The sequence below is a fragment of the Veillonella parvula genome, assembly GCF_042850485.1.
Taxonomy (GTDB): Bacteria; Bacillota; Negativicutes; order Veillonellales; family Veillonellaceae; genus Veillonella; species Veillonella parvula_Q.
Genome location: NZ_AP031417.1, coordinates 1,517,139 through 1,540,356 on the forward strand (window position 1 = coordinate 1,517,139; position 23,218 = coordinate 1,540,356).

Annotated in this window: 17 protein-coding genes, 1 tRNA gene, 1 pseudogene and 1 riboswitch; of the genes and pseudogenes, 2 read left to right on the top strand and 17 right to left on the bottom strand. The window is 39.6% G+C overall.

The genetic code is table 11. The features are described from left to right. The first annotated feature begins 19 nt into the window (after positions 1-19). Positions 20-1,024: an ABC transporter substrate-binding protein gene (locus ACGHIY_RS06805; RefSeq protein WP_390525396.1), complete on the top strand. Its 1,005-nt coding sequence runs from the start codon at positions 20-22 to the stop codon at positions 1,022-1,024. A gap of 232 nt (positions 1,025-1,256) precedes the next feature. Here the strand turns inward: ACGHIY_RS06805 and ACGHIY_RS06810 are convergent, their stop codons facing one another. The 5 genes from ACGHIY_RS06810 to ACGHIY_RS06830 all read right to left on the bottom strand — a co-directional run bounded on the left by ACGHIY_RS06810 (position 1,257) and on the right by ACGHIY_RS06830 (position 7,370). Beyond that, the gene (locus ACGHIY_RS06810; RefSeq protein ID WP_004697552.1) at positions 1,257-1,430 is read right to left on the bottom strand and encodes a hypothetical protein; all 174 of its coding nucleotides are present in this window, start codon (positions 1,428-1,430) and stop codon (positions 1,257-1,259) included. A 429-nt stretch (positions 1,431-1,859) separates the two neighbouring features. After that, entirely contained in the window at positions 1,860-2,858 is a 999-nt protein-coding gene (locus tag ACGHIY_RS06815; RefSeq protein WP_008601598.1) for an inorganic phosphate transporter, read from the bottom strand. Further along, a complete protein-coding gene (locus tag ACGHIY_RS06820) occupies positions 2,851-3,480 on the bottom strand; it encodes a DUF47 domain-containing protein (RefSeq protein WP_004697557.1) in 630 nt (209 codons plus the stop codon). The genes ACGHIY_RS06815 and ACGHIY_RS06820 overlap by 8 nt, the downstream gene beginning before the upstream one ends. Before the next feature lie 272 nt (positions 3,481-3,752). Continuing rightward, a complete protein-coding gene (locus ACGHIY_RS06825; protein ID WP_008601602.1) occupies positions 3,753-5,222 on the bottom strand; it encodes a [FeFe] hydrogenase, group A in 1,470 nt (489 codons plus the stop codon). Between the two features lie 132 nt (positions 5,223-5,354). Next, positions 5,355-7,370 carry an ABC-F family ATP-binding cassette domain-containing protein gene (locus ACGHIY_RS06830; RefSeq protein ID WP_390525397.1) on the bottom strand — a complete coding sequence of 672 codons (2,016 nt, stop codon included), beginning with the start codon at positions 7,368-7,370 and terminating at the stop codon, positions 5,355-5,357. A gap of 112 nt (positions 7,371-7,482) precedes the next feature. On the opposite strand from ACGHIY_RS06830, the gene ACGHIY_RS06835 reads away from it, so the two are divergent. Next, complete coding sequence (locus tag ACGHIY_RS06835; protein ID WP_390525398.1) at positions 7,483-7,803, top strand: hypothetical protein; 321 nt, start codon at positions 7,483-7,485, stop codon at positions 7,801-7,803. 43 nt (positions 7,804-7,846) lie between these two features. Here ACGHIY_RS06835 and ACGHIY_RS06840 read toward each other — a convergent pair whose 3' ends face one another. The 12 genes and pseudogenes from ACGHIY_RS06840 to ACGHIY_RS06895 all read right to left on the bottom strand — a co-directional run bounded on the left by ACGHIY_RS06840 (position 7,847) and on the right by ACGHIY_RS06895 (position 23,058). Continuing rightward, positions 7,847-9,001 (bottom strand): glycosyltransferase, encoded by a 1,155-nt coding sequence (locus ACGHIY_RS06840; RefSeq protein WP_227065694.1) that lies wholly within the window; start codon positions 8,999-9,001, stop codon positions 7,847-7,849. Between the two features lie 82 nt (positions 9,002-9,083). After that, positions 9,084-9,383, bottom strand: a complete 300-nt coding sequence (locus tag ACGHIY_RS06845; protein ID WP_004696710.1) for an HU family DNA-binding protein — start codon at positions 9,381-9,383, stop codon at positions 9,084-9,086. 51 nt (positions 9,384-9,434) lie between these two features. Continuing rightward, positions 9,435-10,205, bottom strand: coding sequence for a nucleoside triphosphate pyrophosphohydrolase (gene mazG, locus ACGHIY_RS06850; RefSeq protein ID WP_287541435.1), 771 nt, complete (start codon positions 10,203-10,205; stop codon positions 9,435-9,437). Then, complete coding sequence (locus ACGHIY_RS06855; protein ID WP_390525399.1) at positions 10,189-11,796, bottom strand: polysaccharide biosynthesis C-terminal domain-containing protein; 1,608 nt, start codon at positions 11,794-11,796, stop codon at positions 10,189-10,191. Before ACGHIY_RS06855 ends, mazG begins: the two co-directional genes overlap by 17 nt. After that, complete coding sequence (gene mfd / locus ACGHIY_RS06860; protein ID WP_287532901.1) at positions 11,793-15,089, bottom strand: transcription-repair coupling factor; 3,297 nt, start codon at positions 15,087-15,089, stop codon at positions 11,793-11,795. Before mfd ends, ACGHIY_RS06855 begins: the two co-directional genes overlap by 4 nt. Positions 15,090-15,285: 196 nt before the next feature. Continuing rightward, positions 15,286-15,370: transfer RNA gene (locus ACGHIY_RS06865), tRNA-Leu, on the bottom strand. 582 nt (positions 15,371-15,952) lie between these two features. Continuing rightward, positions 15,953-16,125: riboswitch (cobalamin riboswitch) on the bottom strand. A gap of 137 nt (positions 16,126-16,262) precedes the next feature. Further along, positions 16,263-17,378: an ABC transporter permease gene (locus tag ACGHIY_RS06870; protein WP_390525400.1), complete on the bottom strand. Its 1,116-nt coding sequence runs from the start codon at positions 17,376-17,378 to the stop codon at positions 16,263-16,265. Continuing rightward, positions 17,378-18,490: an ABC transporter permease gene (locus ACGHIY_RS06875; RefSeq protein WP_390525401.1), complete on the bottom strand. Its 1,113-nt coding sequence runs from the start codon at positions 18,488-18,490 to the stop codon at positions 17,378-17,380. The genes ACGHIY_RS06870 and ACGHIY_RS06875 overlap by 1 nt, the downstream gene beginning before the upstream one ends. Beyond that, complete coding sequence (locus ACGHIY_RS06880) at positions 18,487-19,848, bottom strand: ATP-binding cassette domain-containing protein (protein ID WP_390525772.1); 1,362 nt, start codon at positions 19,846-19,848, stop codon at positions 18,487-18,489. Before ACGHIY_RS06880 ends, ACGHIY_RS06875 begins: the two co-directional genes overlap by 4 nt. Beyond that, positions 19,837-20,184, bottom strand: a pseudogene (locus ACGHIY_RS06885) (ATP-binding cassette domain-containing protein); the annotation flags it as partial. The gene ACGHIY_RS06880 and the pseudogene ACGHIY_RS06885, both read right to left, overlap by 12 nt. Positions 20,185-20,295: 111 nt before the next feature. After that, positions 20,296-21,204 (bottom strand): efflux RND transporter periplasmic adaptor subunit, encoded by a 909-nt coding sequence (locus tag ACGHIY_RS06890; protein ID WP_239649293.1) that lies wholly within the window; start codon positions 21,202-21,204, stop codon positions 20,296-20,298. 153 nt (positions 21,205-21,357) lie between these two features. After that, on the bottom strand, positions 21,358-23,058 hold the full coding sequence (locus tag ACGHIY_RS06895) for an efflux transporter outer membrane subunit (protein WP_118091645.1): 1,701 nt from the start codon (positions 23,056-23,058) through the stop codon (positions 21,358-21,360). Positions 23,059-23,218 lie beyond the last annotated feature (160 nt).

The window sequence follows — 23,218 nt, forward strand, 5'->3', positions numbered from 1 at the left end:
AGTAAAGAAAGGACTTACTATGTTTCAAAAATTAAGAAAATCAAAAAAATTATTATTAATTGCTATGGCATGCGCAACCTTTGCTATTGCGGGCTGTGGTTCTGACACAACTAAGAACACAGCGGACAATGGCAATGCAGTAACGTGGAGTGAAACATTTGATGGTACAAAAACAGACTTTGCCGTAAAATCCGCTCCTACTCATGCAGTATCCATGTCCCAAGCAACGACGGAAATGATGTTACAATTAGGCCTTGAAGACAAAATGGCTGGGACGGCTTTCAAAGAAGAAGAAATCTACCCACCTTTACAAGCGGCTTACGACAAAGTAAAAGTATTATCTGATAAATGGCCTTCCTATGAAGTATTCATGTCCGTAAAGCCTGACTTCGCAACGGGATGGCCTGATTCTTTTAGCAAACGAGCTATACCTGCAGATAAAATGATTTCCCAAAAGGTTAATATTTGGATCCCTGAATCCATGTTATCTACTAAAGCTGACCTAGAAACCAACTTCAGCGACATGATTAAATTAGGTGAGATTTTCGGCGTAAAACCTAAGGCAGAAGAATGGGTTGCAGGTCAACGTAAAACATTGGCAGCTATCCAAGACAAGCTAAAAGACTTGCCTCGCAAACGCGTTTTCATTTATGACTCCGAAGATGGTCAACCATTCACAGCATTCGAAGGTTATACTACTAACATCTTAAAACTTATCGGTGCTGATAATGTAATGAGCGGCTTAGGCGTTGATAAAACATGGGCTAAAGGTTCTTGGGAAACAGTAATTGCACAAAACCCTGATTATATTATTATCGCTGACTATGGCAATTCTATCCGCAACGACGATGATTTCCAACAAAAAATTGAAAAAATCAAGGCTAACCCTCAACTTCAAGACATCACAGCCGTTAAAGAAGGTCACTTCATTCGTGTAAAACTTTCTGAAATCACACCTGGTGTACGTACCGTCGATGCTTTAAAACGTTTAGCCGAAGAAATTCACGGCATCAAAGTAGACTAATTTAATATAACAAGATATAGAGTAATATATGTAATATGTTTTGTATATTATATATAACGAAGAAGGTCCCAATTCAAATGAATTGGGACCTTTTCGTACTACTTGTATTGCACACAGCATATTGTTTAGAGAGTAAAGATGTGTTGTAGTTGAAAGATTTAGAAATAATGAATTATTGTAAAATAGATTTAAAATGTATTAAATTGTATATGCTGTGACAATGCCTGATTATTTATACTTCTCGACTATATTGTTGCCTATATCGTTTATCATTATTTGCCTTAATAGCCATGATCAATGGCTTTAGCGAAAGAAACTCTTCATCACTGAGTCGAAAGGTTCTACCAATACGTTTAATAGGATTACGTGGGCGCCCGGCACCGCGTCTAGATCCACCCCATGCCATATACATACCTCACTTTTCACTTGAAATACTCCTTCTACCGATAGTATAACCTCGGATACATAAGTATGCAATAGCCATTCACTTTAAACAACCTCTTAACAGCTTATAAATTAGTAATAAACTTCATTTATTAGTAAAATGCATAATCAACAAAACACATATTTATAAGTATTTTCCCCTATTCAACTTGAATTGTAACATTAATGTTGCCAAATATAGATAAATCTCTTTTATAGAATATAGTATTTACAAACCAGTTTATTTCTATATTTTTAGACTATTTAGATACTATCACGTACACATATAGTAAATAGAATTTTAAAATAGAAAAGCAAATTATTTATAAATATGACAATATAGGAAGAATATTTTGATAAACAAAAAAGACTGCGTTTGCAGTCTTTTTTACTATAATAAAAAGTATATGAATTAGCCAAATAGTAAGTGACCTACTTCATAAGCAATAGCGGCAACGATGCCAGATAATGGAATCGTTACAAACCAAGCCATAACCATAGATCTTGCTACCCCCCAGTTAACGGCTTTAATACGTTTAGAAGAGCCTACACCTAGTAAAGAACCACTTACTACATGTGTAGTACTTACAGGCAAATGTAAGAATGTAGCTGTAAAAATAGTAATCGCCGAGTTTAAATCAGCAGCGAACCCATTAATAGTTTCTAGTTTGAAAATCTTGGTACCCATTGTAGAGATAATTTTCCAACCGCCTACAGCAGTACCCATAGCCATTGCAGTAGCACAACAAAGTTTTACCCAAATCGGTACATCTAATGTATCGATGAAACCACCGCTAAGTAAGGTTAATGTGATTATCCCCATCGCTTTTTGTGCATCATTAGAGCCATGAGAAAATGCCATCATAATTGCTGATACAATTTGCATGGATCTAAATCGATCATTTAAAGCAATCGGAGAAAATCTACCGAAAATAAGCAACAATACTTTCATCACAATATAGCCACCAATCATGGCTACAATCGGAGATAAAATAAGAGACAAAAAGATTTTTAAAATCCCCGCCTCATTCAACGCGTCAAATCCTACAGACCAGCCCACAGCACCGATGATACCACCAATCAAAGCATGGGATGAGGAACTTGGGATTCCCCAATACCAGGTTAAAAGATTCCATGTAATGGCACCGATAAGGGCTGCAGAAATAATACCACTATCGATAAGAGATGGCGACATTACTATATCACCACCGATAGTCTTTGCAACACCTGTACTAACCATTGCACCCAAAAAATTTAGAGCAGCGGTCATCATAATTGCCTTTTTAGGCTCAATAGCTCGTGTAGAAACGGATGTGGCAATGGCATTCGCCGTATCATGAAAGCCATTGATATAGTCAAAGGCTAATGCTAAAAATACAACTAGCCATACTAAATAATGGGCATCAAGCATACTTCAATACTACCCGGCGGAATGTACCAACCAAATCTTCGCAGCCATCGATTACATCTTCCATAGCGCTAAGGATTTCCTTCCATTTGATAATTTCAATTGGATCTGTACACTCTGTAAAGAGCTTAGCCATTTCTTCATGATAAATATTATCCGCTTCAGACTCAAGTTTCAATACTTGGTGAACACGCCCCTCTACCTTCACATGATCCTTTTTAAGACTACCCATATAACCAATGGATTTGTTGATATGCTTAACGCATTTAACAACAATTTCACTCATGCGAATAGCACCATCACTTGGTTTGCCAACGTGATACATAACCATTTTATCCATGATTTCTTTGATATTATCCAATGTAGTATCCAGTTGGTCAATCAAAAGCTGAATATCCTCACGATCCATTGGAGTGATAAATGTTTTGCGCAAACGCTCTACAGTTTCATTTACTAATTCATCGGCAGCTTTTTCCTTTGTATCAATTTCAAGAAATGCCTCTTCCTTAGAGATATCCCCCTTAAACACGCGTTCCATCATTTCCGCACTTTCATAAGTTAGTGCAGCATGCTTTTCCAAAATACTGAAAAATTTTTCTTCTTTTCCTTTTAATTTAAAAGCCATGAAGATCCTCCCGAACCAGTATTGATTGCTTCTATAATAACAATTTAATTATAGCATACTACAGGTAATTCCTAAACCAATTTACCAATCTCTATATTTTAACCCCTATGCGTATATGGCATATATAGAATCTACATCTGTGAAAGCTTTTATTGACCATATTTCCACTATATAAAATAGATAAAAAGCAGATAGCTGACTAACATATCAACTATCTGCTATATATTTCTTAGCTATCTTTGTGTTTTTTATTAACTAATAACCATCAACTCTTAGCTATTAGCTTCCGCCGCCGCTTTAGCCGCCTCTGCCGCCTTTTTTAAATTAGGTACGGATGTAGGGCATGTAGCAGGCGTACAAGCGCCATTAGGGCCTAAATCTTCAGAACGATTTACAAAGGTAGTATGTAACATATGATGTGCTTTGTGGCTCATAGGTTTGCCATCAAAAAACTCAGCATACAATTTTTGGATATCTGGATTATCACAAGCAGCTTTTACAGTTACTTCTGCATCGCGAGTATACAAGGAAGCAATGCGAGCTTCACGAGCTTTGTCAGCCATCGGCAATTTAACGCGTGGTTGTCCACCACCACCGATACAGCCACCACGACAAGCCATTACTTCGATAAAGTCATAATGGATATTTTCTGCACGCATGCGTTCGATGAACTTACGCAAATTACCTGTACCATGAACTGCCGCTACGTGTAATGTTTTATCTCCAATCACTACGTCTGCTTCGCGAGCACCATCCATGCCACGAATAGCTTCAAATGGAATCAATGTTTGAGGTGCATCTTCACCTGTCGCCATCTTGTAAGCCGCACGCATAGCCGCTTCCATAACACCACCAGTGTTACCGAAAATGATACCACCACCAGAAGCTTCACCCATCAATGGGTCAAAAGCAGAATCTTCAAGATCATCAAAGTTGATTTCTTCTGCGCGCAACCATTTTGCAAGTTCCCGTGTAGTAATACAGTAGTCTGTATCGCGCATTTCTGGTGTATCCCAGTATTCCGCAGAGGAATTCATTTCATCGCGACGAATTTCAAACTTCTTAGCTGTACATGGTGTTACTGCAACAGCAACAATTTGTTTTGCATCAAGGCCCATTTTTTCAGCAAAATATGTTTTTTGTGTAGGCGCTTGCATAGCAATCGGGCTCTTAGCCGTAGATAGGTTTGGCAAGAATTCTGGATAGAATGTTTCCGCAAACTTAACCCAAGCAGGACAACAAGATGTGAATTGAGGCAATACTGCATCACTATTAATAACGCGTTCTAATAACTCAGATGCTTCTTCCATGATAGTCATGTCCGCACCAAAGTTTGTATCGAGAATATAGTCGCCACCCAATTTACGAAGAGCAGCCACCATTTTACCTTCTACAAACGTACCAGCCTCAAGGCCAAATTCCTCGCCTAAACCAACACGTACGGCAGGCGCAGTTTGGAAAATGACGATTTTATTAGGATCAGCAATAGCTGCTTTTACTTCATCAATTTCAGAACGTTCATTAATGGAATCGAATGGGCAAATAGATGCACATTGACCACAATGAATACAAATTGGATGATCCCCATTTGTTGTTAAATCATAATAATCAAATACACCCATGTCTACAGCACAAGCTTTACGACATAAGGAGCAGTTTTTACATTTAGTTAAATCTTGTACTAATGCAATATTTCCGTCTTCAATTGGCACACGACGGTCTAAAAATTGGTACTTACTCATGAGTTCCTCCTACTTAGGTAACGTTGTTATCGTTAATCGTAGAAATTATACTATACATTGTGAGTTTTATCAATAAACTTACACGTAATTCCTTTGCATAGCAGATATTAAAAAATAGCATGATAAAAGGAGTTATAGGCGTTCCTCTAATTCCATCCACCGTTCAGTGAGCGCATCTATTTGAGTCTGTGTTTCTTCTCGTTCCTCCATCAGTGACTGCATTTTTTCATAATCAGTAGCCACTTGGCTTATCATAACATCGAGGCCCTTCACTAAATGTTCTAGCTTAGGCAATTCATCCATAATTTTGGCATACTCCGCTTCTTCTGCTTTATTGAGACCCTTCTTTGGTATTTCTTTGAAAGTATCTGTTTCATCACCAGCTACAACATTATCATTTCCAAGGGTATCTACCCTATTAGATTGATTATCAACAGAGTCATCGCTATCAGCCTCTCCACCTTCTACAACTCGTACCGCTTTGGAATTAGCCGGTATATTATCATTTGGCATATAGAATGGGCGCTTGCTGCCACTACTTTCATCAAGAGCATCTTTGTAGTCAGAATACGAGCCATGAACGATTTCAATATGCCCATCGCCGGTAAAGACAAACAGTTTATCCACTACGCGGTCTAGGAAGTACCGATCGTGGCAAACGGTGATGATGACGCCACTAAAGGAGTCAAGGAAATCCTCTAATACCTCCAATGTTGGAATATCAAGATCATTCGTCGGTTCGTCCAGCAATAATACGTTAGGGGCGCTCATCAACAATTTTAAGAGGTATAAACGACGACGTTCCCCGCCAGAGAGTTTTCGAATCGGTACACCATGTAATTCTGGGGTAAAAAGGAATCGCTCAAGGATTTGTCCTGCACTCAATGTAGATCCATCACCGAGTACCATATAAGAGTGGTCCTCACGGATATAATCGAGGACGCGCATATCTTCATCAAATTCTGGCAACTCTTGTTTAAAGTGAGCGATGCGAACGGTCTCACCTTTACCGATAGTTCCACGCGTCGCTTCGTAGGTGCCATCAAGGATATTCATAAAGGTAGACTTACCAACACCATTAGGGCCAACGATACCAATACGATCATGGCGTACCACGTGATAGGTAAAGTCCTTAATCATAGGACGTTCATCAAAATAAAACTCTAAATGCTCAATATCAAAGATGGTTTTTCCTAAACGTGTCTTCAGCGCAATAGGATCCATTTGATCCGGACGACGGGTTTTCTCCATATTCTTTAATTTTTCGTAACGGTCAAGACGAGCCTTTTGTTTTGTAGTTCTAGCCAGAGCACCACGACGTACCCATTCGATTTCTCGTTTTAAAAATTGACGTCGTTTTTCTTCCGTAGCAGCTTCACGAGCCTCTCGATCTGCTTTCAAGGCAATAAATTCTTCATAATTGCCATCGTATTGATACATATGACGATTTGATAGCTCTAAAATACCATTACATACGGAATCGAGGAAATATCTATCATGGGTACTGATTAATAATCCTCCTTGACGTACACTCAAATACGACTCTAGCCAATCAATACTATCTTCATCCAAATGGTTAGTCGGCTCATCTAGTAATAAAAGATCACATGGATATAGCAATGCTTGCCCCAATGCAAGACGACGCTTTTGTCCTCCTGATAACATAGCTACCTTTTGCTCCACATCAGGAAAGCCCAATTTAGATAAAATAATGCGCGCCTCTTGCTCTACCTGCCACCCGTCTTGCTGATCCATTTGCTCCAATGCATTCATATAGTTACGAGATATTTTAGCATCGTCTTTACCAGACTCTTGCATTTGGCGATACTCACGACTAATACGTTCAAAGGCTTTTACCGTTTGCAACCGAGGATGATTTCCATCAAGAACGGCCTCAAGCAAAGTAGCTTCTGCATCAAAATCAGGTGTCTGCGCTAAGTAATAAATGCTAGCCTTACCATTACGCTCAATGGTGCCTTTATCAGCTTCCATTTGTCCTGCTAATATTTTTAGAAATGTAGACTTACCCGTTCCGTTGATGCCCACAAGACCTAATCGTTTTTCCGTGGTAAAAGTCATACTCACCTCTTTAAACAGTAGCCTTGTGCCATATGATTTCTCTATGTTCTGTAAACTAATAACGTTCATATTCCGCTCCTATTTTGTAATTCTGTAATTTATTATACTACACATTACCATTGACAGTAACAGGCACCCTCAGTAGAATAAACGTAACATATATATTCATGAGGAGGTCCACATGGCGACGGATATGGTTTTAGACTTTTATGAAAGTATCAACTTTGAACTTATCGACATTGATGGGTATGACACATTATTTACTGAGCTCTTAGAGGATGGCACTTATGCAACTGTGTCCGATGACGACGGCTATATGCTAGAGGACTTAGAGACACCAATCGTATTCAACGTATACGACGATAATGACTCCTTCCAATGGAGTGTTACCCTTAATGACTCCTACCAATTAAAAGATTTATTGGATGGTGCCGAAAGTACAGATGCTTTTTTGGCTACTTTACAAAAACTTCGACAAGAACATATTGAACAATATCAATAGAAAAAAGCGATGGCCCTTTAGGTCATCGCTTTTTTTACGCTGATTAGCTAAGAGCCTCTTCAGCTTTTACGAGTTCATCTTGTGTACTAGCATCTAAGATTTCAATGAGACTATTTACGATATCAGCAGCCCCATCCACATGCCATTCGCGAGCACGCTCAGACATTTGTTGTAGTCGCGGAGAATTAATTAACAGTGCAGTTACCACATCTTCTAAGTTGTGAATATCACGAGCCCAGCGGGCACAACCTCGTTGCTCTAATAATTCTGCATTTGCCTCTTCCTGCCCTGGGATAGCATTAAAGAATACCATTGGCAATCCGATTGTAACAGCCTCCATACAGGTCAATGCACCAGGTTTTGTGACGAGCAAAGACGATGATTTCATGAGCTCAGAAATATTAGTGGTATAACCATATACGGTGGTCTTCGTCTTCATAGATTCACTAAGGATAACTAACGATTCATAAAGAGACGTATTTTGTCCAGCTACAACGGTAATTTCACCAATACCATTTACTTCATCTAGATGTTTTAAAGCCGTCTCAAGAGAGCCTAAACCCAAGCCACCACCCATAACAAGTACTTTCACAGGTTCCTCTAAGGTATACTCTTCAATAGCATCACGGAAAAAAGATCGACGCACTGGAATGCCAGATACATGAATACGAGATTCATCGATACCTGAAGCCACCATTTCAGGTACCATAGATTCTGTTGCAACATAATAAACATCAATCTGTGGATAGAGCCAAAACTGATGACTACTAAAATCTGTCATAATAGCTACTAGTGGTACATCTATATGACCTTGACGCTTTAAAATCGATGCCGCCCCACAAGGAAATGGATGTGTAAAAACCATTACATCTGGCTCTTCTTGTTGTACTAGTTTAAGCATGCGGCTTTTAAGTAGGTACGACAATGCGGTTTGCATAATGGTACCTCGTTTTTCCCCTTTCGATACGCGATAAATCATATCATAGAGCATGGGGAATACGTCAATCATCTTTATATAGGTACCCTTAATTAAATGCTCTACAGACATAGTTTCTGTATCAAGAAAATCAACATGAGTAATTGATGCTTGTGGCTCTTTTTCTTTCCAATATTCTTCTATGGCTCTTGCGGCTTGCATATGTCCAGTGCCGATTGAGGCGGACACGATGAGAACCTTCCTTGATGTTTCGTTATTCATAATGCACCCTTTCTCTGTGCATTATACCATAAATAGATAAAAAAAAGAGACCTCGAAAGGTCTCTTTCACATCCAATATGGATTATTTTTTGCGTTTTTTAGCTTTTGCAGCGTTAACTTGTTCTTTCAAACCTTTACCAGCTTTGAATGCAGGAGATTTGGAAGCTGCAATTGTGATAGTTTTACCGTTTTGTGGGTTACGGCCTTCACGAGCTGCGCGTTCACGAACTTCGAAAGTACCGAAGCCGATAACTTGTACTTTACCACCAGCTGCTAATTCTTGAGCTACTGTGTCAAATACAGCTTTTACTGCTTTTTCAGCATCTTTTTTAGTTAATTCAGTTTTTTGTGCAACACTTGCGATTAATTCTGTTTTGTTCATGACAAAACCTCCTTAAAATTACAATACCTTAGAAGTGTATAAACCTCTAGGTTACTTTTCCTGCACTTTAGCCTCCTCCCAAAAAGCATCCAGCTCAGCTAATGAAAAGTCTTCCCATGAGCGATCGCTTTGGTTAACACAAGCTTCTACATGTAAAAAACGCTGTCGGAACTTTGTGTTTGTGCGATTTAGTGCATTTTCACCGCTTATTTTATACCATCTGAATAGATTAATCAAGGAAAAAAGCACATCTCCTGCTTCTTTTTCCATATTTTCTCTATCATTTTGATCAATAGCCTCCTTAAATTCCTCCATTTCTTCGGAAACTTTAGCCCAAACAGGATCAAGCTCATCCCAGTCAAATCCTAGCTTCGCGGCCTTTTCTTGGAGCTTATAAGCCGCCACTAAAGCAGGCAAACTTTTCGATACACCATCCAATACAGAATTTTGAATATTTTTCTTTTCTTGTGCCTTTAATTCATCCCAAGTGTATGACTTTTCATCTTTTTCAGGATTAAAAACACGAGGATGACGACGAATCATTTTTTCAGCAACATCATTAATTACATCTTGAAGTGTAAAATGACCAGCCTCCTCTGCTAATTGACTGTGAAAGACAACTTGCAATAATACATCACCTAACTCTTCACGAAGATTTGGCATATCTTTATTATCAATGGCATCTACTACCTCGTAAGTCTCTTCTATAAAATAGCGGCGTAAAGATTCATGCGTTTGCTTTTGATCCCAAGGACAGCCATTTGGTGCACGCAAAGTTTTCACTACATCGACTAAAGGTTGAATATCAATATTGTTCTTCATATAGCTTTGCTTCCTCCCTATTGCGTCGAGCTTGTAAGCGCTTGCCTATGATTGGGAAATGGTAAATATCATCTTTTACGACAGCTTTAGTAAGCCATAACGATAAACCATATACAAAAATAGCCACTACAATTGCTGCAGCCACAGCGCCACCATTGCCTAATAAATCAACAGTGCTCACATAGATGACTTGTGTAGCACCGCCCATAGCCATGGCAGATACTATTATTTTTAATAACTCTAATGTGTTGAGTACCGAACCTACATATTTTTTTACAAAAATATAGTTAATAAGCGCTGCAATAGCAAAGTTTAAATTCGTCGCCCAAGCTGCACCATTAATGCCCAACTCAACACTGCCTGTCAATTCATAATCTAAGAATGTCTTCACTAATAAGCCGATAAAAATCGACACCATAGGAATTACTGTCCTTCCTAACCCTTGTAAAACACCTGCAGTAACCTGCTGCCAACCGAGGAACACAATACTCAAGCTAATAACAGCAATAACAGGCCCTGCATGAGGTGTTGCATATATTAGTTGTGATATTGGCGTAGCTAGTACACAAAGTCCAATGCAGGCTGGAATCGTAAACATATTAGCAATTTTAATCGCCGTTTCCGCCCGTTTCACGATGCGATGTACATCACCTTGAGTATGTGCCTCAGATACGGCTGGTACAAGACTAGCGGCTAAGGATGTAGTTAGAATGATCGGCAACCCAATCAGAGATGTTGCCATACCCGTCAGATAACCAAATTGTGTGGTTGCTTCATTGAGATAGTATCCAATATCCATCAATCGTTTTGGAACGATAAATGTATCAATGAGCGATACCATCGGAAGCATAATATTCGCCATAGAAACCGGTATGGCAAGACTAAACAATCGTTTAACTACGGTGCCGTTACTTTCACAAATGGCATTAGGATTCTGTTGTGAAAACATTTTTTCTCGAATATTGCGTTGTCGGTAGTAAAAATAAATTAATACAAGTAACCCCGCCAATACGCCTGGGAATGTAGCAAAGGTCGCACCACCTGCCGCCAAATGAAGTCCTCGATCAATGAAGTAGTATGCCAAACCTACCATAGAAGACACGCGAAAGATCTGTTCAAATACTTGACTCGTACCAGTAGGCACCATATATTGGAAACCTTGGAAATACCCTCTAAAACAGCTTAGGATAGTCACTACAAAAATGGCTGGAGATAATAGCTGAATAGCAATTAAAGCACGTGGATCGGTGATGATTTGATTGTCTACGAGCCATTGTGCACTACCATATAAGGCCAAACTGAACACAAAGCCTAAAATAGCGAGTACCCTTAATGATACAAAAAATACTTGTTGTACGCCTCGCATATCATCATTAGCAAGCTTTTCCGCAATCATAATAGATATGGCTACAGGAATACCTGCAGCAGAAATACTAACGATAATTTGATAGATTGGATAGGCCATCATATATAGGCCAATCCCTTCACCACCTAAAATCCGTGCGATAAGAACTTTACTAAACGCACCGATGACCTTCACGATAATACCAGCTAAGGTTAAAATCATGGCACCCTTTAAAAATCGATTCATAGGCCCTCCTTAGTCGGTGACTTGTGGCTAAGAGCCTTTATCACCGCTTCCGTAATGGTCAAAATAGAACCTTTCATACCATTAAGGCTTACATATAATGTGGCTGGTTTGGTATCCATAAACTTCATTTTTTTCCATAAATCTTCTGGTACAGCCCCCATATCCCAATCGGCCATTTTAGAATCGTCATGCCAATGGATAGTGAGTTGCTTATCTCTACGGACGATACTCTTAATGCCCAGTAGACGTGCTTGCTCCTTAATTTGAGCAATGCGCAACAAACGGTCTACTGGATCGGTTGGTGTACCGAAGCGATCAATGAGCTCATCCGTCATATCGTCGAGTTGCTCTTTAGATTTAATATGTAACAATCGTTGGTATACAGAAATCTTACGAGCACTATCTTTGATATACGCATCGTCAATAAACGCATCTACCTCTAAATCGATAGCTGGATCAATGGATACATCTCGCTCAACTTCTTTATTTTGAGCCTTTGCAATCGCCTCTTCTAACATACTCACGTACATGCCAAAGCCGACAGATGCGATATTACCATGTTGCTGTGAACCTAATAGATTACCGGCACCGCGAATCTCTAAATCTCGCATGGCTAACTTAAATCCTGCGCCGAGCTCAGTGAACTCCTCTATGGCTTTCAAACGCTTTTCAGCTGTCTCTGAAAGTATTTTATCTGGACGATACATAAAGTATGCATAAGCACGTCTACGAGAACGGCCTACACGCCCTCGCATTTGGTATAGCTGAGATAAACCTAAACGATCCGCATCATAAATGATGATAGTATTGGCGTTAGGAATATCTAAGCCGGTTTCAATGATACTCGTGGACAAGAGCACATCATAATGACCTTCATAGAAATCGGTCATAATCTCCTCAATTTGACGGCCTGTCATCTGTCCATGAGCAAAAGCATAACGCAAGCCAGGCAATGCGGATTCTAATAGTTCTCCCATGTGATTAATGGATGCGACACGGTTATATACGAAATAGACCTGTCCACCTCTTGCAAGTTCTCGTTTGATAGCATCTGCTATGAGATTCATATCGTATTCCACCACATAGGTTTGAACAGGCAATCGCTCCTCTGGCGGAGTATTGATAACAGACATTTCTCGAACGCCAACGAGGGACATATGTAAAGTCCGCGGAATCGGTGTAGCACTCAAAGTGAGTACATCGATATTGCTAGCCCACTCTTTCCACTTTTCTTTTTGTGCTACCCCAAAACGTTGCTCCTCGTCTACAACAAGCATTCCTAAGTCTTTGAATACCACCTTTTTGTTAAGTAATGAATGGGTTCCAATGAGAATATCAATAGATCCATCCTCTACGCCTTTAAGAATTTGTTTTTTCTCTGATGTAGTTCGGAATCGATTAAGCACATCTACTTTCACCCCAAATGGAGCAAAGCGATTCAAAAAAGTTTGGAAATGTTGCTGTGCTAAAACCGTAGTTGGTACAAGTACTGCCACTTGTTTTCCGCTCATAACGGCCTTGAAAATGGCGCGCATAGCCACTTCCGTTTTACCAAATCCTACATCACCAGCGAGCAGGCGATCCATAGGAACAGGTCTTTCCATGGATTCTTTAATCTCTGCGGTAGCCTGTAATTGGTCTTCCGTTTCCTCATATGGGAATGCATCTTCAAACTCTTGCTGCCATGGTTGGTCTGGCAAAAATGCAAAACCTTCTGTGATTTCTCGTTGTGCATATATCTCAACGAGCTTATCTGCTAAATCATCAATAGATTTTTTTGCCTTTGTAACAACCTTGCTCCAATCACGACCACCCATCTTATTAATACGTGGCACATCACCTTCATTGCCAATATATTTTTGCAGTTGATCTAAATTATTAGCTGGTAAGAACAGTTTATCCGTTCCAGCATAAGCAATCTCAATATAATCGCGGTGAATGCCTTCCGTTTCAATTGTTTTGAGACCAATATACTTGCCGATACCATGCATACTATGTACTACATAGTCACCAGGTGTTAAATCGGTGAAATAATTGATCTCTTGGCCCTTTTTAGGCTTATTTCGAAGCTTGCGCTTTTGTTGTCCGTAAATATTACCTTCTACGACAACTACGAGATGGCTATTGGGCAATTCAAAACCATCTGTTAATAATCCTTTTAAAATAACGACAGTGTTAGGCTTTGCTATCCATGTATCACTATGAGTAAATGCAATATTTTCCCATTCAAGGGCACGCTCAATACCTTCTCGTCGTTGCTGATTATTTAATACTAGTACCACTTGGTGATTTAAACGATGCCATTGCTTTATTTCATCTGTTAATAGGGGAATTTGACGCTCAAAGCTCGTCATCGTCTTCCCTTGAATACCAATAGGATTAAATCCTGCAAGTCCGATAGAGCGTTGTTGCATAAATGTGAAAGCCACTTGATTCATAGAATCTACAGTGCGTTGTAGTTCATTCCAATCACAATGATTTTTCCGATGTGTAGGATCTTCCTTAAGGAATTTCTTTAATGCTTCTTGAATACGACCTGGCTCATCATAAATCAGAGTGCCCTCTTTCACATAAGATAATAAAGTACTTTCCGCATCACTTTTACCAAGAAAGAAAGGAGTTACCGTATAGGATTCGATTTGCTCAATAGAGCGTTGATTCTCAACGGAGAAGAAACGCAATGTATCGATTTCATCGCCAAAGAATTCAATACGAATCGGATGCTCACTATTAACAGGATATATATCTAAGATATCCCCCCGCACGGCAAAATGACCACGTTGTTCCACCTGGTCTACGCGTTCATATCCAATTGTTACGAGCTGTTCAAGGACTACATCACGTTCAATCGCATCATTTAAAGCAAAATGTAACGATTGCCCCTTTAAATAATGAGGAGATACAACATACTGTGTAGCCTCTTCAGCATTGGCAATGACTACTGCCGGCTCTTGCCATGCTAATAATGCTAAAGCTCGCATTTGTGCACCTTGGTCTTCAAGACTACGTGCTACAGTTGTAAAGTCTACATGATCTGTTATAGGAAATGATTGGACTGGCACATTAGGCCAAAAGAAAGCTAAATCTCGCTCCCACATCTCCTTATGATCCTTATCATGGACTACGATGACTACAGGCTTTTTAAGACCTGCAGAAAAAGCTTGGCTTAAGAGGAAACCTTTTTGAGATCCACTAAGACCATATATGACTGACTTTCCCTTACGCTGAAATGCGTTTAGCCCATCCACAAAGGATGGGTTCTGTGAAAGCAGTTTTGTTAATGTATTATCCATACTGCACCATATAGTATTACTATGATTGTATTAATTAAATAGTTCTAACTCATTTATTATAACATATAACGTAGTAGTTAAATCTGTACCTATCTTCCTATCAAATTGTATGTGTTTATCGATATAAATATCCACGTTAATACTTAATTTAGGCAAAAAAAATACACCTCTAAAGGTGCAATAGGTGCAATAAAGTTGGTGCGGGAGAAGGGACTTGAACCCCCACGCCGTAAGGCGCCAGATCCTAAGTCTGGTGCGTCTGCCAATTCCGCCACTCCCGCGTCTCAACTGAAATAATAATATCATGTATGGAATTCATCGTCAATCATTTTTTTATAAATGACTTAAAATCCATATATCTAAAAATAAATTCCAAGGAAAATAACTATCTAAACCTTATGATTTACGTAAACCTAAAACAAATTCTAAAACTAAAAAATCTTAACTCTACAATTGTATATCTATTAATAATTGTATATCTATTAATGCTTAACGCCTCATCTAAACCTTAACTCTACAGGTCTCAATCTAAAAGGTCTTACCGATAATTAATATTTGCAAAATAAAAAGAGACTGACCCAGAATCCGAACTACTAGAACCCTGGGTCAGCCTCTTTTTTAGGATGATGATGAATAAATGCATGCCCTACATTTACCATAAAATATATTAACAGTCATAACATATGTCATGCTGGTAATACCAAAAAGGTAATCCACCATGACCATAGCACGACATTTAGGTCGTATAGAACTAAAATCTAAATCAAATATAATGCAATTTAGATTCAATAGAACTAAAAAATCCTTTTTACGGGTACGTAAAAAGGAGCTATTAACTTCTCCTCCCTATCTCTCGTAGGTCAAATGGTGAATGTTGAATAGGCAGTTCTCCTGACTCGGCGTCATCGCTCATCTAGCCTTCCCAGTTTCCCAGTGACTTAATTTAGACTCGCTCGACCATACAGTGGCGGGACCGTGCCGGCCTTTAACCGGCTTCTCTATTATGCTTTTCAGCACCTATTCCCAAATATGATGTTTTCTATGCTTTTATTCTAACAGTCTAAATTCATTTCGTCAATACGTCAAAAGCATATTTATTAATAAAAAAAAGCTATATAGTTCTGCCGTATTGTTATAACAGAAATTAATAATTCAACTAGCTAGAAAACAAACTTATCCCACACGATTTCTAAACAACCACCCCGCCATTGACATAGTAACAATAGTTAATATAATCATAGGAATAAAGTTAAACCAAATATCCGTCAATCCTGCACCTTCTAGATAAATTCTGCGCATTGCCTCAACAGAAAACCGCATAGGATTTCCATATGTAAGATATTGCAATATTTTCGGCATATTATGTACAGGTGTGATTAATCCGGACAATAAGGCTAGTGGAAAAAGAAAGACAAAAACATATACGAGAACTTGCTGCATATTTTTTGCAATAGCCGAAATAGATAATCCCAATCCAATGCTACTACTTATAAACGTAAACAACACGGCATACACAAGAAATATATTGCCCCGAAATGGAACTTTAAACCAAAACATGGCTATTAATAACAATACAGTACTTTGAAACAGTCCTATTATCATGGGTGGTATAGACTTTGCAATCAAAATTTGCATAGATGATACGGGCGTCACCAATAATTGATCAAAGGTCCCCTGCTCTCGTTCTCTCGCCACAGATAAGCCCCCCAGCATGATAACTTGTGTCATACTGATCAATATAACGAGACCTGTCAAAAAAGTCCAGGAAGACTGCTGATTTTCATTGTACCAGGTACGAGATTCAATCGTGATTCCCTTATGCTCAACACCTAACCAAGTCTGATTGAATTGAGAAATGATTTGCCCCATATAGGCTGCGGCAAGACCTGAAGTCATTGTATTCGTTCCATTTACAATAACAGTAATAGATGTAGGTTGTTTATGCTTTAAGTTTTCTTCAAAATCCTGAGGTATGATAACCGCCATAATAACCTTGTTGGAGTCTATTAATGGTGCGATTATATCCGGAGAGTTCGCAGATTGATACAGTTCAAAAACACCGGATGAATTAATAGTCGATTCTAATGCAGCTGCGGTCTGCGTATGACTTTCATCAATCAATACATAGGGAACCTTGTTGAGATTATAGGTTGCGGCATAACCGAAAAGGAACCCTTGAATAAGAACCGGTAACAGTAAGATTATACGAGTTTTCGGATCTTTGAAGGTGGCTAATAGCTCTTTCCATATAATAGCAACAATTTGGTTCCAGTACAGGCGCCAATTCATTATTCCACCTTCTTCCGCGTAATATAAATCGTCAATATTGTAAAGCAAATAGCAAACCCAGATAATACAACGCTATTTTTAATGATCAAATACCAGTTATTTCCACCGAGAAACAATGATTTCAATAATTCTAAAAAATATGTAGGAGGTAAAAGCCGTGAAATATATTGAATCACCACAGGTTGTGAGTGTGGATCAAATAAAAAACCCGTCAATATTAAAGCTGGTAAAAAACTGGTGAGTAATGCCATTTGACAAGCTAAGAACTGTTTCTTCGTAAACGCAGATATAAGTAGTCCCATATTTAAAGAAACAATCAAATACAATGTGGACACGATGCAGATGATCCATAAGGAACCACGCATAGGTACTTCATAAAAGAAATACGAAACACCGAGGCAAAACAACAGCCCCAACATGGCCAATACATAATAAGGCACTACCTTAGCCAAAATAATTTCAATAGGCTTAACTGGTGTAACGAATAAAGCCTCAAAAGTACCACGTTCCCATTCTCTAGCCATAACGACAGCCGTAAGAAAAACGGATACAATCGTCATGATAATCATGATGAGTCCAGGAATCAAAAACCAGGTACTTGTATTTGCCTCATTAAACCACATGCGAGGGTTCATTGTTATATATCCACCACGTAGCATAAACGGAATATTCTTAACGGCCCATAAGTTAATAGCTGAGTTTACATAACTTTCTATACTCATCGCTACCGAAGTATCGACACCATAGTAAATCCCCTGCACTTTCCCTTGTCCACGCATAATTTGATCAGAAAAGTCCTGTGGAATCACCAATATGGCATCTACCTTTCGTTTTTCCATCAATAATTCCGCCGTTTTTCTATCGCGAACCGCTATAGGTTGAAAGTACTCAGAGCCGTATAAGGAGTCATACACACTCTGGGTCATAGAATCTTGCCGTTCCATAACCACTGCTATCGGCACGTGTTTAACATCCAAAGTAACCCCTGAGCCGATGAGGATGATAAGTAGTATAGGTAGCACAACACCCAACAAAATAGTGCTAGGGTCGCGCAATACTTGTAAGGTCTCCTTGTATACCAATGAGGAAAACCGTCTTATAAATCCGTTCATACGTTATCCTCCTGTTCCCGTTTTTCCAGTATGACGGAGATAAACGCTTCATCCATAGTACAATTCTCATCGCCGGCAATCCGTCTAACTTCATCAGGTGTTCCCAGTACAACGAGTTTCCCTGCATCCTGAATCATAATACGGTCACAGTATTCCGATTCATCCATAAAATGAGTCGTAATAATAATCGTTGTTCCTCGCTTTGATAAAGAAGTAATCTGTCGCCAGAAATTACGCCGCGTAAGAGGATCAATACCACTTGTGGGCTCATCCAAGAAAAGAATTTTTGGCTCATGCATTAAGGCAGCCGCCATGGACAAGCGCTGTTTATAACCACCAGGCAAATCACCGGCTATCATATCGCGCACATCATTTAGACGAAACTCCTTGATAACAGCTTCTATTCGATCATCCTTTTTTTGACCGTACAAACCGTACACACCAGAAAAAAATTCCAGATTTTCCATAACGGACAAGTTGCCATACAAAGAAAAATTTTGCGCTACATAGCCAAAATTGCTTCTTGCCGCCGTACGAGATTTAACGACATCAACGCCAGCTACGCGTAAATCACCGCTCGTTACAGGTAATAAGCCACACAACATACGAAATGTCGTCGTCTTGCCAGCTCCGTTTGGTCCAAGCAATCCGAATACTTCTCCGCGCTGCACCGTAAATGATGTATTAGCTACCGCCGTAAAATCACCGAATGTTCTCACCAAATGAGATACAGAAATTTCTATTGGACGCTCAACCATTTCATTTGGGGACAACAAACGCTTTCGTTCTTTCTCTATCGCACTTTCATCCAAATCCATATCGATAGCATCTAAAAGGGAAGTCCTCTGTTTCGAAGTAAACTCATCCTCTTTTAACAGCATCATAAAGGTATCTTCCAAACGGCTTTGAACTGATTGTTCCTCCATACCGTACTCGCTAAGCCAAGGAATCGAAAGCATTTCTTTCGTTTTTATATATCGTACGGTACCAGCCTCCGGAACTGCATCTGCCACGCATTTTCTATCATCCATCAATGCAGCCTGTACATTTCGCATGCTCAATGACTTCGGAATTTTTACCTGAAAGCATCGCCCCTCAGACATTTGAGTCAATTCATTCGGTGTCCCAGTTGCTAAAAACCGCCCCTTATTGAGGACAAAAACATCTTTACAACGCTCCGCCTCGTCTAAGTATGCAGTACTAACAAGTACGCTGATTCCATCTGTACGTACTAACGACTCTAAGATTTCCCATAACTCCCGCCTTGAAAATGGATCTACCCCTACGGTAGGCTCATCGAGCAATAAAAGCTCCGGAGAACGAACCAATGTACAAGCTAGGCTAAGCTTTTGCTTCATACCGCCTGACAATTTACCGGCTTGACGCTTAGTAAATTTGGCTAGCCCTGTCATATGCAGTAATTCTTCAAACCGCTTCGTTCTCACATGCAAAGGAATACCGTGTAAATCTGCATAGAGATTCATGTTTTCACTGACGGATAATTCCTCATAAAGCCCAAATTTCTGAGGCATATAACTGAGTCTATCTTGAACTGCCTGTGAATGTGCTTTCACATCCATTCCGAGGACCTCTAAAGAACCAGCCGTGGCATCCAATAAACCAGCTATCAAACGAATCAAAGTCGTTTTTCCCGCCCCATCTGGACCAACCAACGCAGTTAAACAGCCTTTCCGGATTTTAAAATCCAAATGGTCCAATGCTATTATAGGATCAGCTCCGACAAGGGGGAATTCTTTATATAATTGTGACCCTTCGATTGCATATACATCATTCACTGCACACCTCTAGATATCAATGGAAACAGTGGCAGGCATTCCTAAACGGAGACGATTATCAGGATCATCTACATATACCCGCACTTCATATACAAGTGTAGTACGCACATCCTCCGTTTCTACCGATTTAGGTGTAAATTCCGCTACGGAAGAAATATATCCGATTGTTCCGTGAATCGGTTCGTTCTTATTGGTATCCGTCGTCACATTTGCATCCATACCGTTATAAATTTTTCCTAAATCCCGTTCGTTCACATATACACGAACCCATTTCTTAGTATTCTCAGCCAATTTAAATACAGGTGTATTCGGTGAAGCCATATCACCGACCTGTAATAATCGGGCCGTTATAACACCGTCTATCGGGGACGTTAATACAGATTGGTTCAACAAGAACTCCTGACGGGCCAGTTCGCTTTTCATCGCATCCAATTGGGCTTGGGCCTGTGCTATATCTTCCTGTCTTGGCCCTGCGACAGCTAAATTGTATGCTTGCTGAGCCTCGTTTAATTTGGCTTCCGATACTTTCACCTTCGCCTGTATATCATCTACAGACTGTCGACTAACGGCCTTACCATTTGAAGCATTATAGGATTTTTGTAACTTCTCTGCCTCCTGTTTCGATTGAGCTAACGCAGCTTCTGCAGATGTAACTCGTGCCGATGCTTGAGCGATTTCTTCTGGTCTACTGCCTGCCTGCAACTTGGCCACTATAGCTTCCTGTGCTGCAATGGTAGCCTTAGCCTGCTGTACAGCAAGATTCAATTCATCAGAATGTAAATACCCCAAAATCTGCCCTTTGCTCACCACCGCACCTTCATCCACCAAAAGGCTGGCAATCCGGTCACTTCCCCGAAATGCAACATTAACTTCACGCAGATTCACATTGCCTTGCAACACAATATGATGAGAGGCCATGTACACTTCGTATTGATTATAAGCATAATAACTTACTCCACCCAAAATTATTAGAAAGGCAATCATTATACCTGCGCACTTTTTTCTATTATTCGCCATCCACCGTTTAAGGACATCAAGTTTCTCTTTCATAATCATTCCCCGTTTCTCACACTATTTCTTAGCATGCGAGTCCGCCTCTGCCTCCTGATCCATGTCCATGGCTTCCCAACCACCGCCTAAGGATTTGAATAAACGAACGGTATCAGCAAACTCTTGCCCCCGACTCATGATATATTGCCGCCTTGCAGACAATACATTTCTTCGTGCATCAAGAACACTTAAGTAATCGCTAAGACCGGAGTCAAAATTGGTTTGCGCCAAAGATTCCGCTTGCTGTGCAGATTCTACAGCAGATTTCAATTCCTCAGACTTAATATGATCCTGAGATGCATCCGTTACCGCATTTCGGACCTCTCCTACAGCTTTCAAAACAGTCTCTTCGTAAAGTGCCAAGTATTCCTGTTCCTTTTCCGTTTGTACTTTTATATTCTTACGAATAGCACCGGCATTGAAAATAGGCATAGTGATAGATGGTCCTATTCCTATCATTTTACCGATAGCCGAAATAAGACCTCCCGATGACAACGACTCCAAGCCTATACTGCCATTTAGTGAAAATCTAGGTTTAAGATCAGCCTTTGCAGCCTTGGTTTTCTGTTGTTGCGCCGCAATACGTCGTTCCGCCGCTTGAATATCAGGCCGTTGTCGTAAAGCTTCCGCCGGTATGCCGATAAACATGTGTGGATCCACCGTAGGTAATGAAGTATTTTCCATCAATAACCCGTCAATCTCGCCTGGAACTGTTCCCGTCAATATAGAAAGAGCAGCCATTGTGGAAGCTATATTTTTCTTTAATGAAGGAATCTCCGCTTGAGTCTGAGATAATGCATATGTAGCCTGTTGCACAGGTAATTCATTAATAATACCAGACTGATAATTTATCTTAATCAGTTCCAACGCTTCCTGTTGACGCTTCACATCATCTTCTGTTATGCGCAATTGCTCCTGTAAAGTTCTTAACGACATATACTGTAATGCGGTTTCCGCGCTCAAAGATACCCAGGTGGAATATAAATCCGCCTGTGATGCTTGTAACGAATTCGATGCAGCACGTGATTTTGCTTTTTGTCTTCCGAATATATCAATTTCCCATAGCGCATCAATTCCCAATTTACCGGTTTCTACATTTCTCGTCATCTTATCAGATATAGGTAAATTCTTTATCGCTTCTCGGTCTGAATCCCATTCACCCTGACCTCTATTAGCCGACCATGAACCGGAAGCATCTAGCCAAGGTAATCGCTGTGCTTCAGCAATACCCAGCTGTAACCGCCCTTGTCTAACTCGAGAACGAGCTACCTCTAACTGCCGATTATTTTTAAGGGTCAAATCAATTAATTTATCCAATACGGGATCATTAAAAACCTTCCACCAGTGGGCTAACTCTTCTTCACTGACCGCTTTTCCTTCTACAACCTCATACGGTAACGGATGTTTTCCCGCTTCCTCTACCCAAGAATGTTCATTCAATTCTTTAGTTGCTTTTTGTTTCTCTGAAAGCTTAGTCTCATCAGTAGCAGTGCTCTTTTTCTTCTTTTTTTTGCCATCTTTGTAATACGATGCAATAACAGGACTGCCTTGGTCAGAATCATAAACAGTTTTTTCAGAATTATGCTGTATTGTCGTATTATCTCGACGTGTTTGATTCGTATCTCTATTTGATTGACTAAAGCTGATGCCAGCGCTAGCACTCCAAGCCCCTAATGCTAAACATATATAAACAATTAAAAGTTGTTTTCTATTCGTCTTCATAGCAAACCTCTTTTCATTTCCATATATATCAGTATCATTATATGTTCATCTTATAATATAAAACCATTATGTATCAATAATATGAAGTATCATTTCAATCTAACTTGAGTTTTATCGAACTTTCACATAAAATAAAAATGTATTAATATAATTCAAGTGG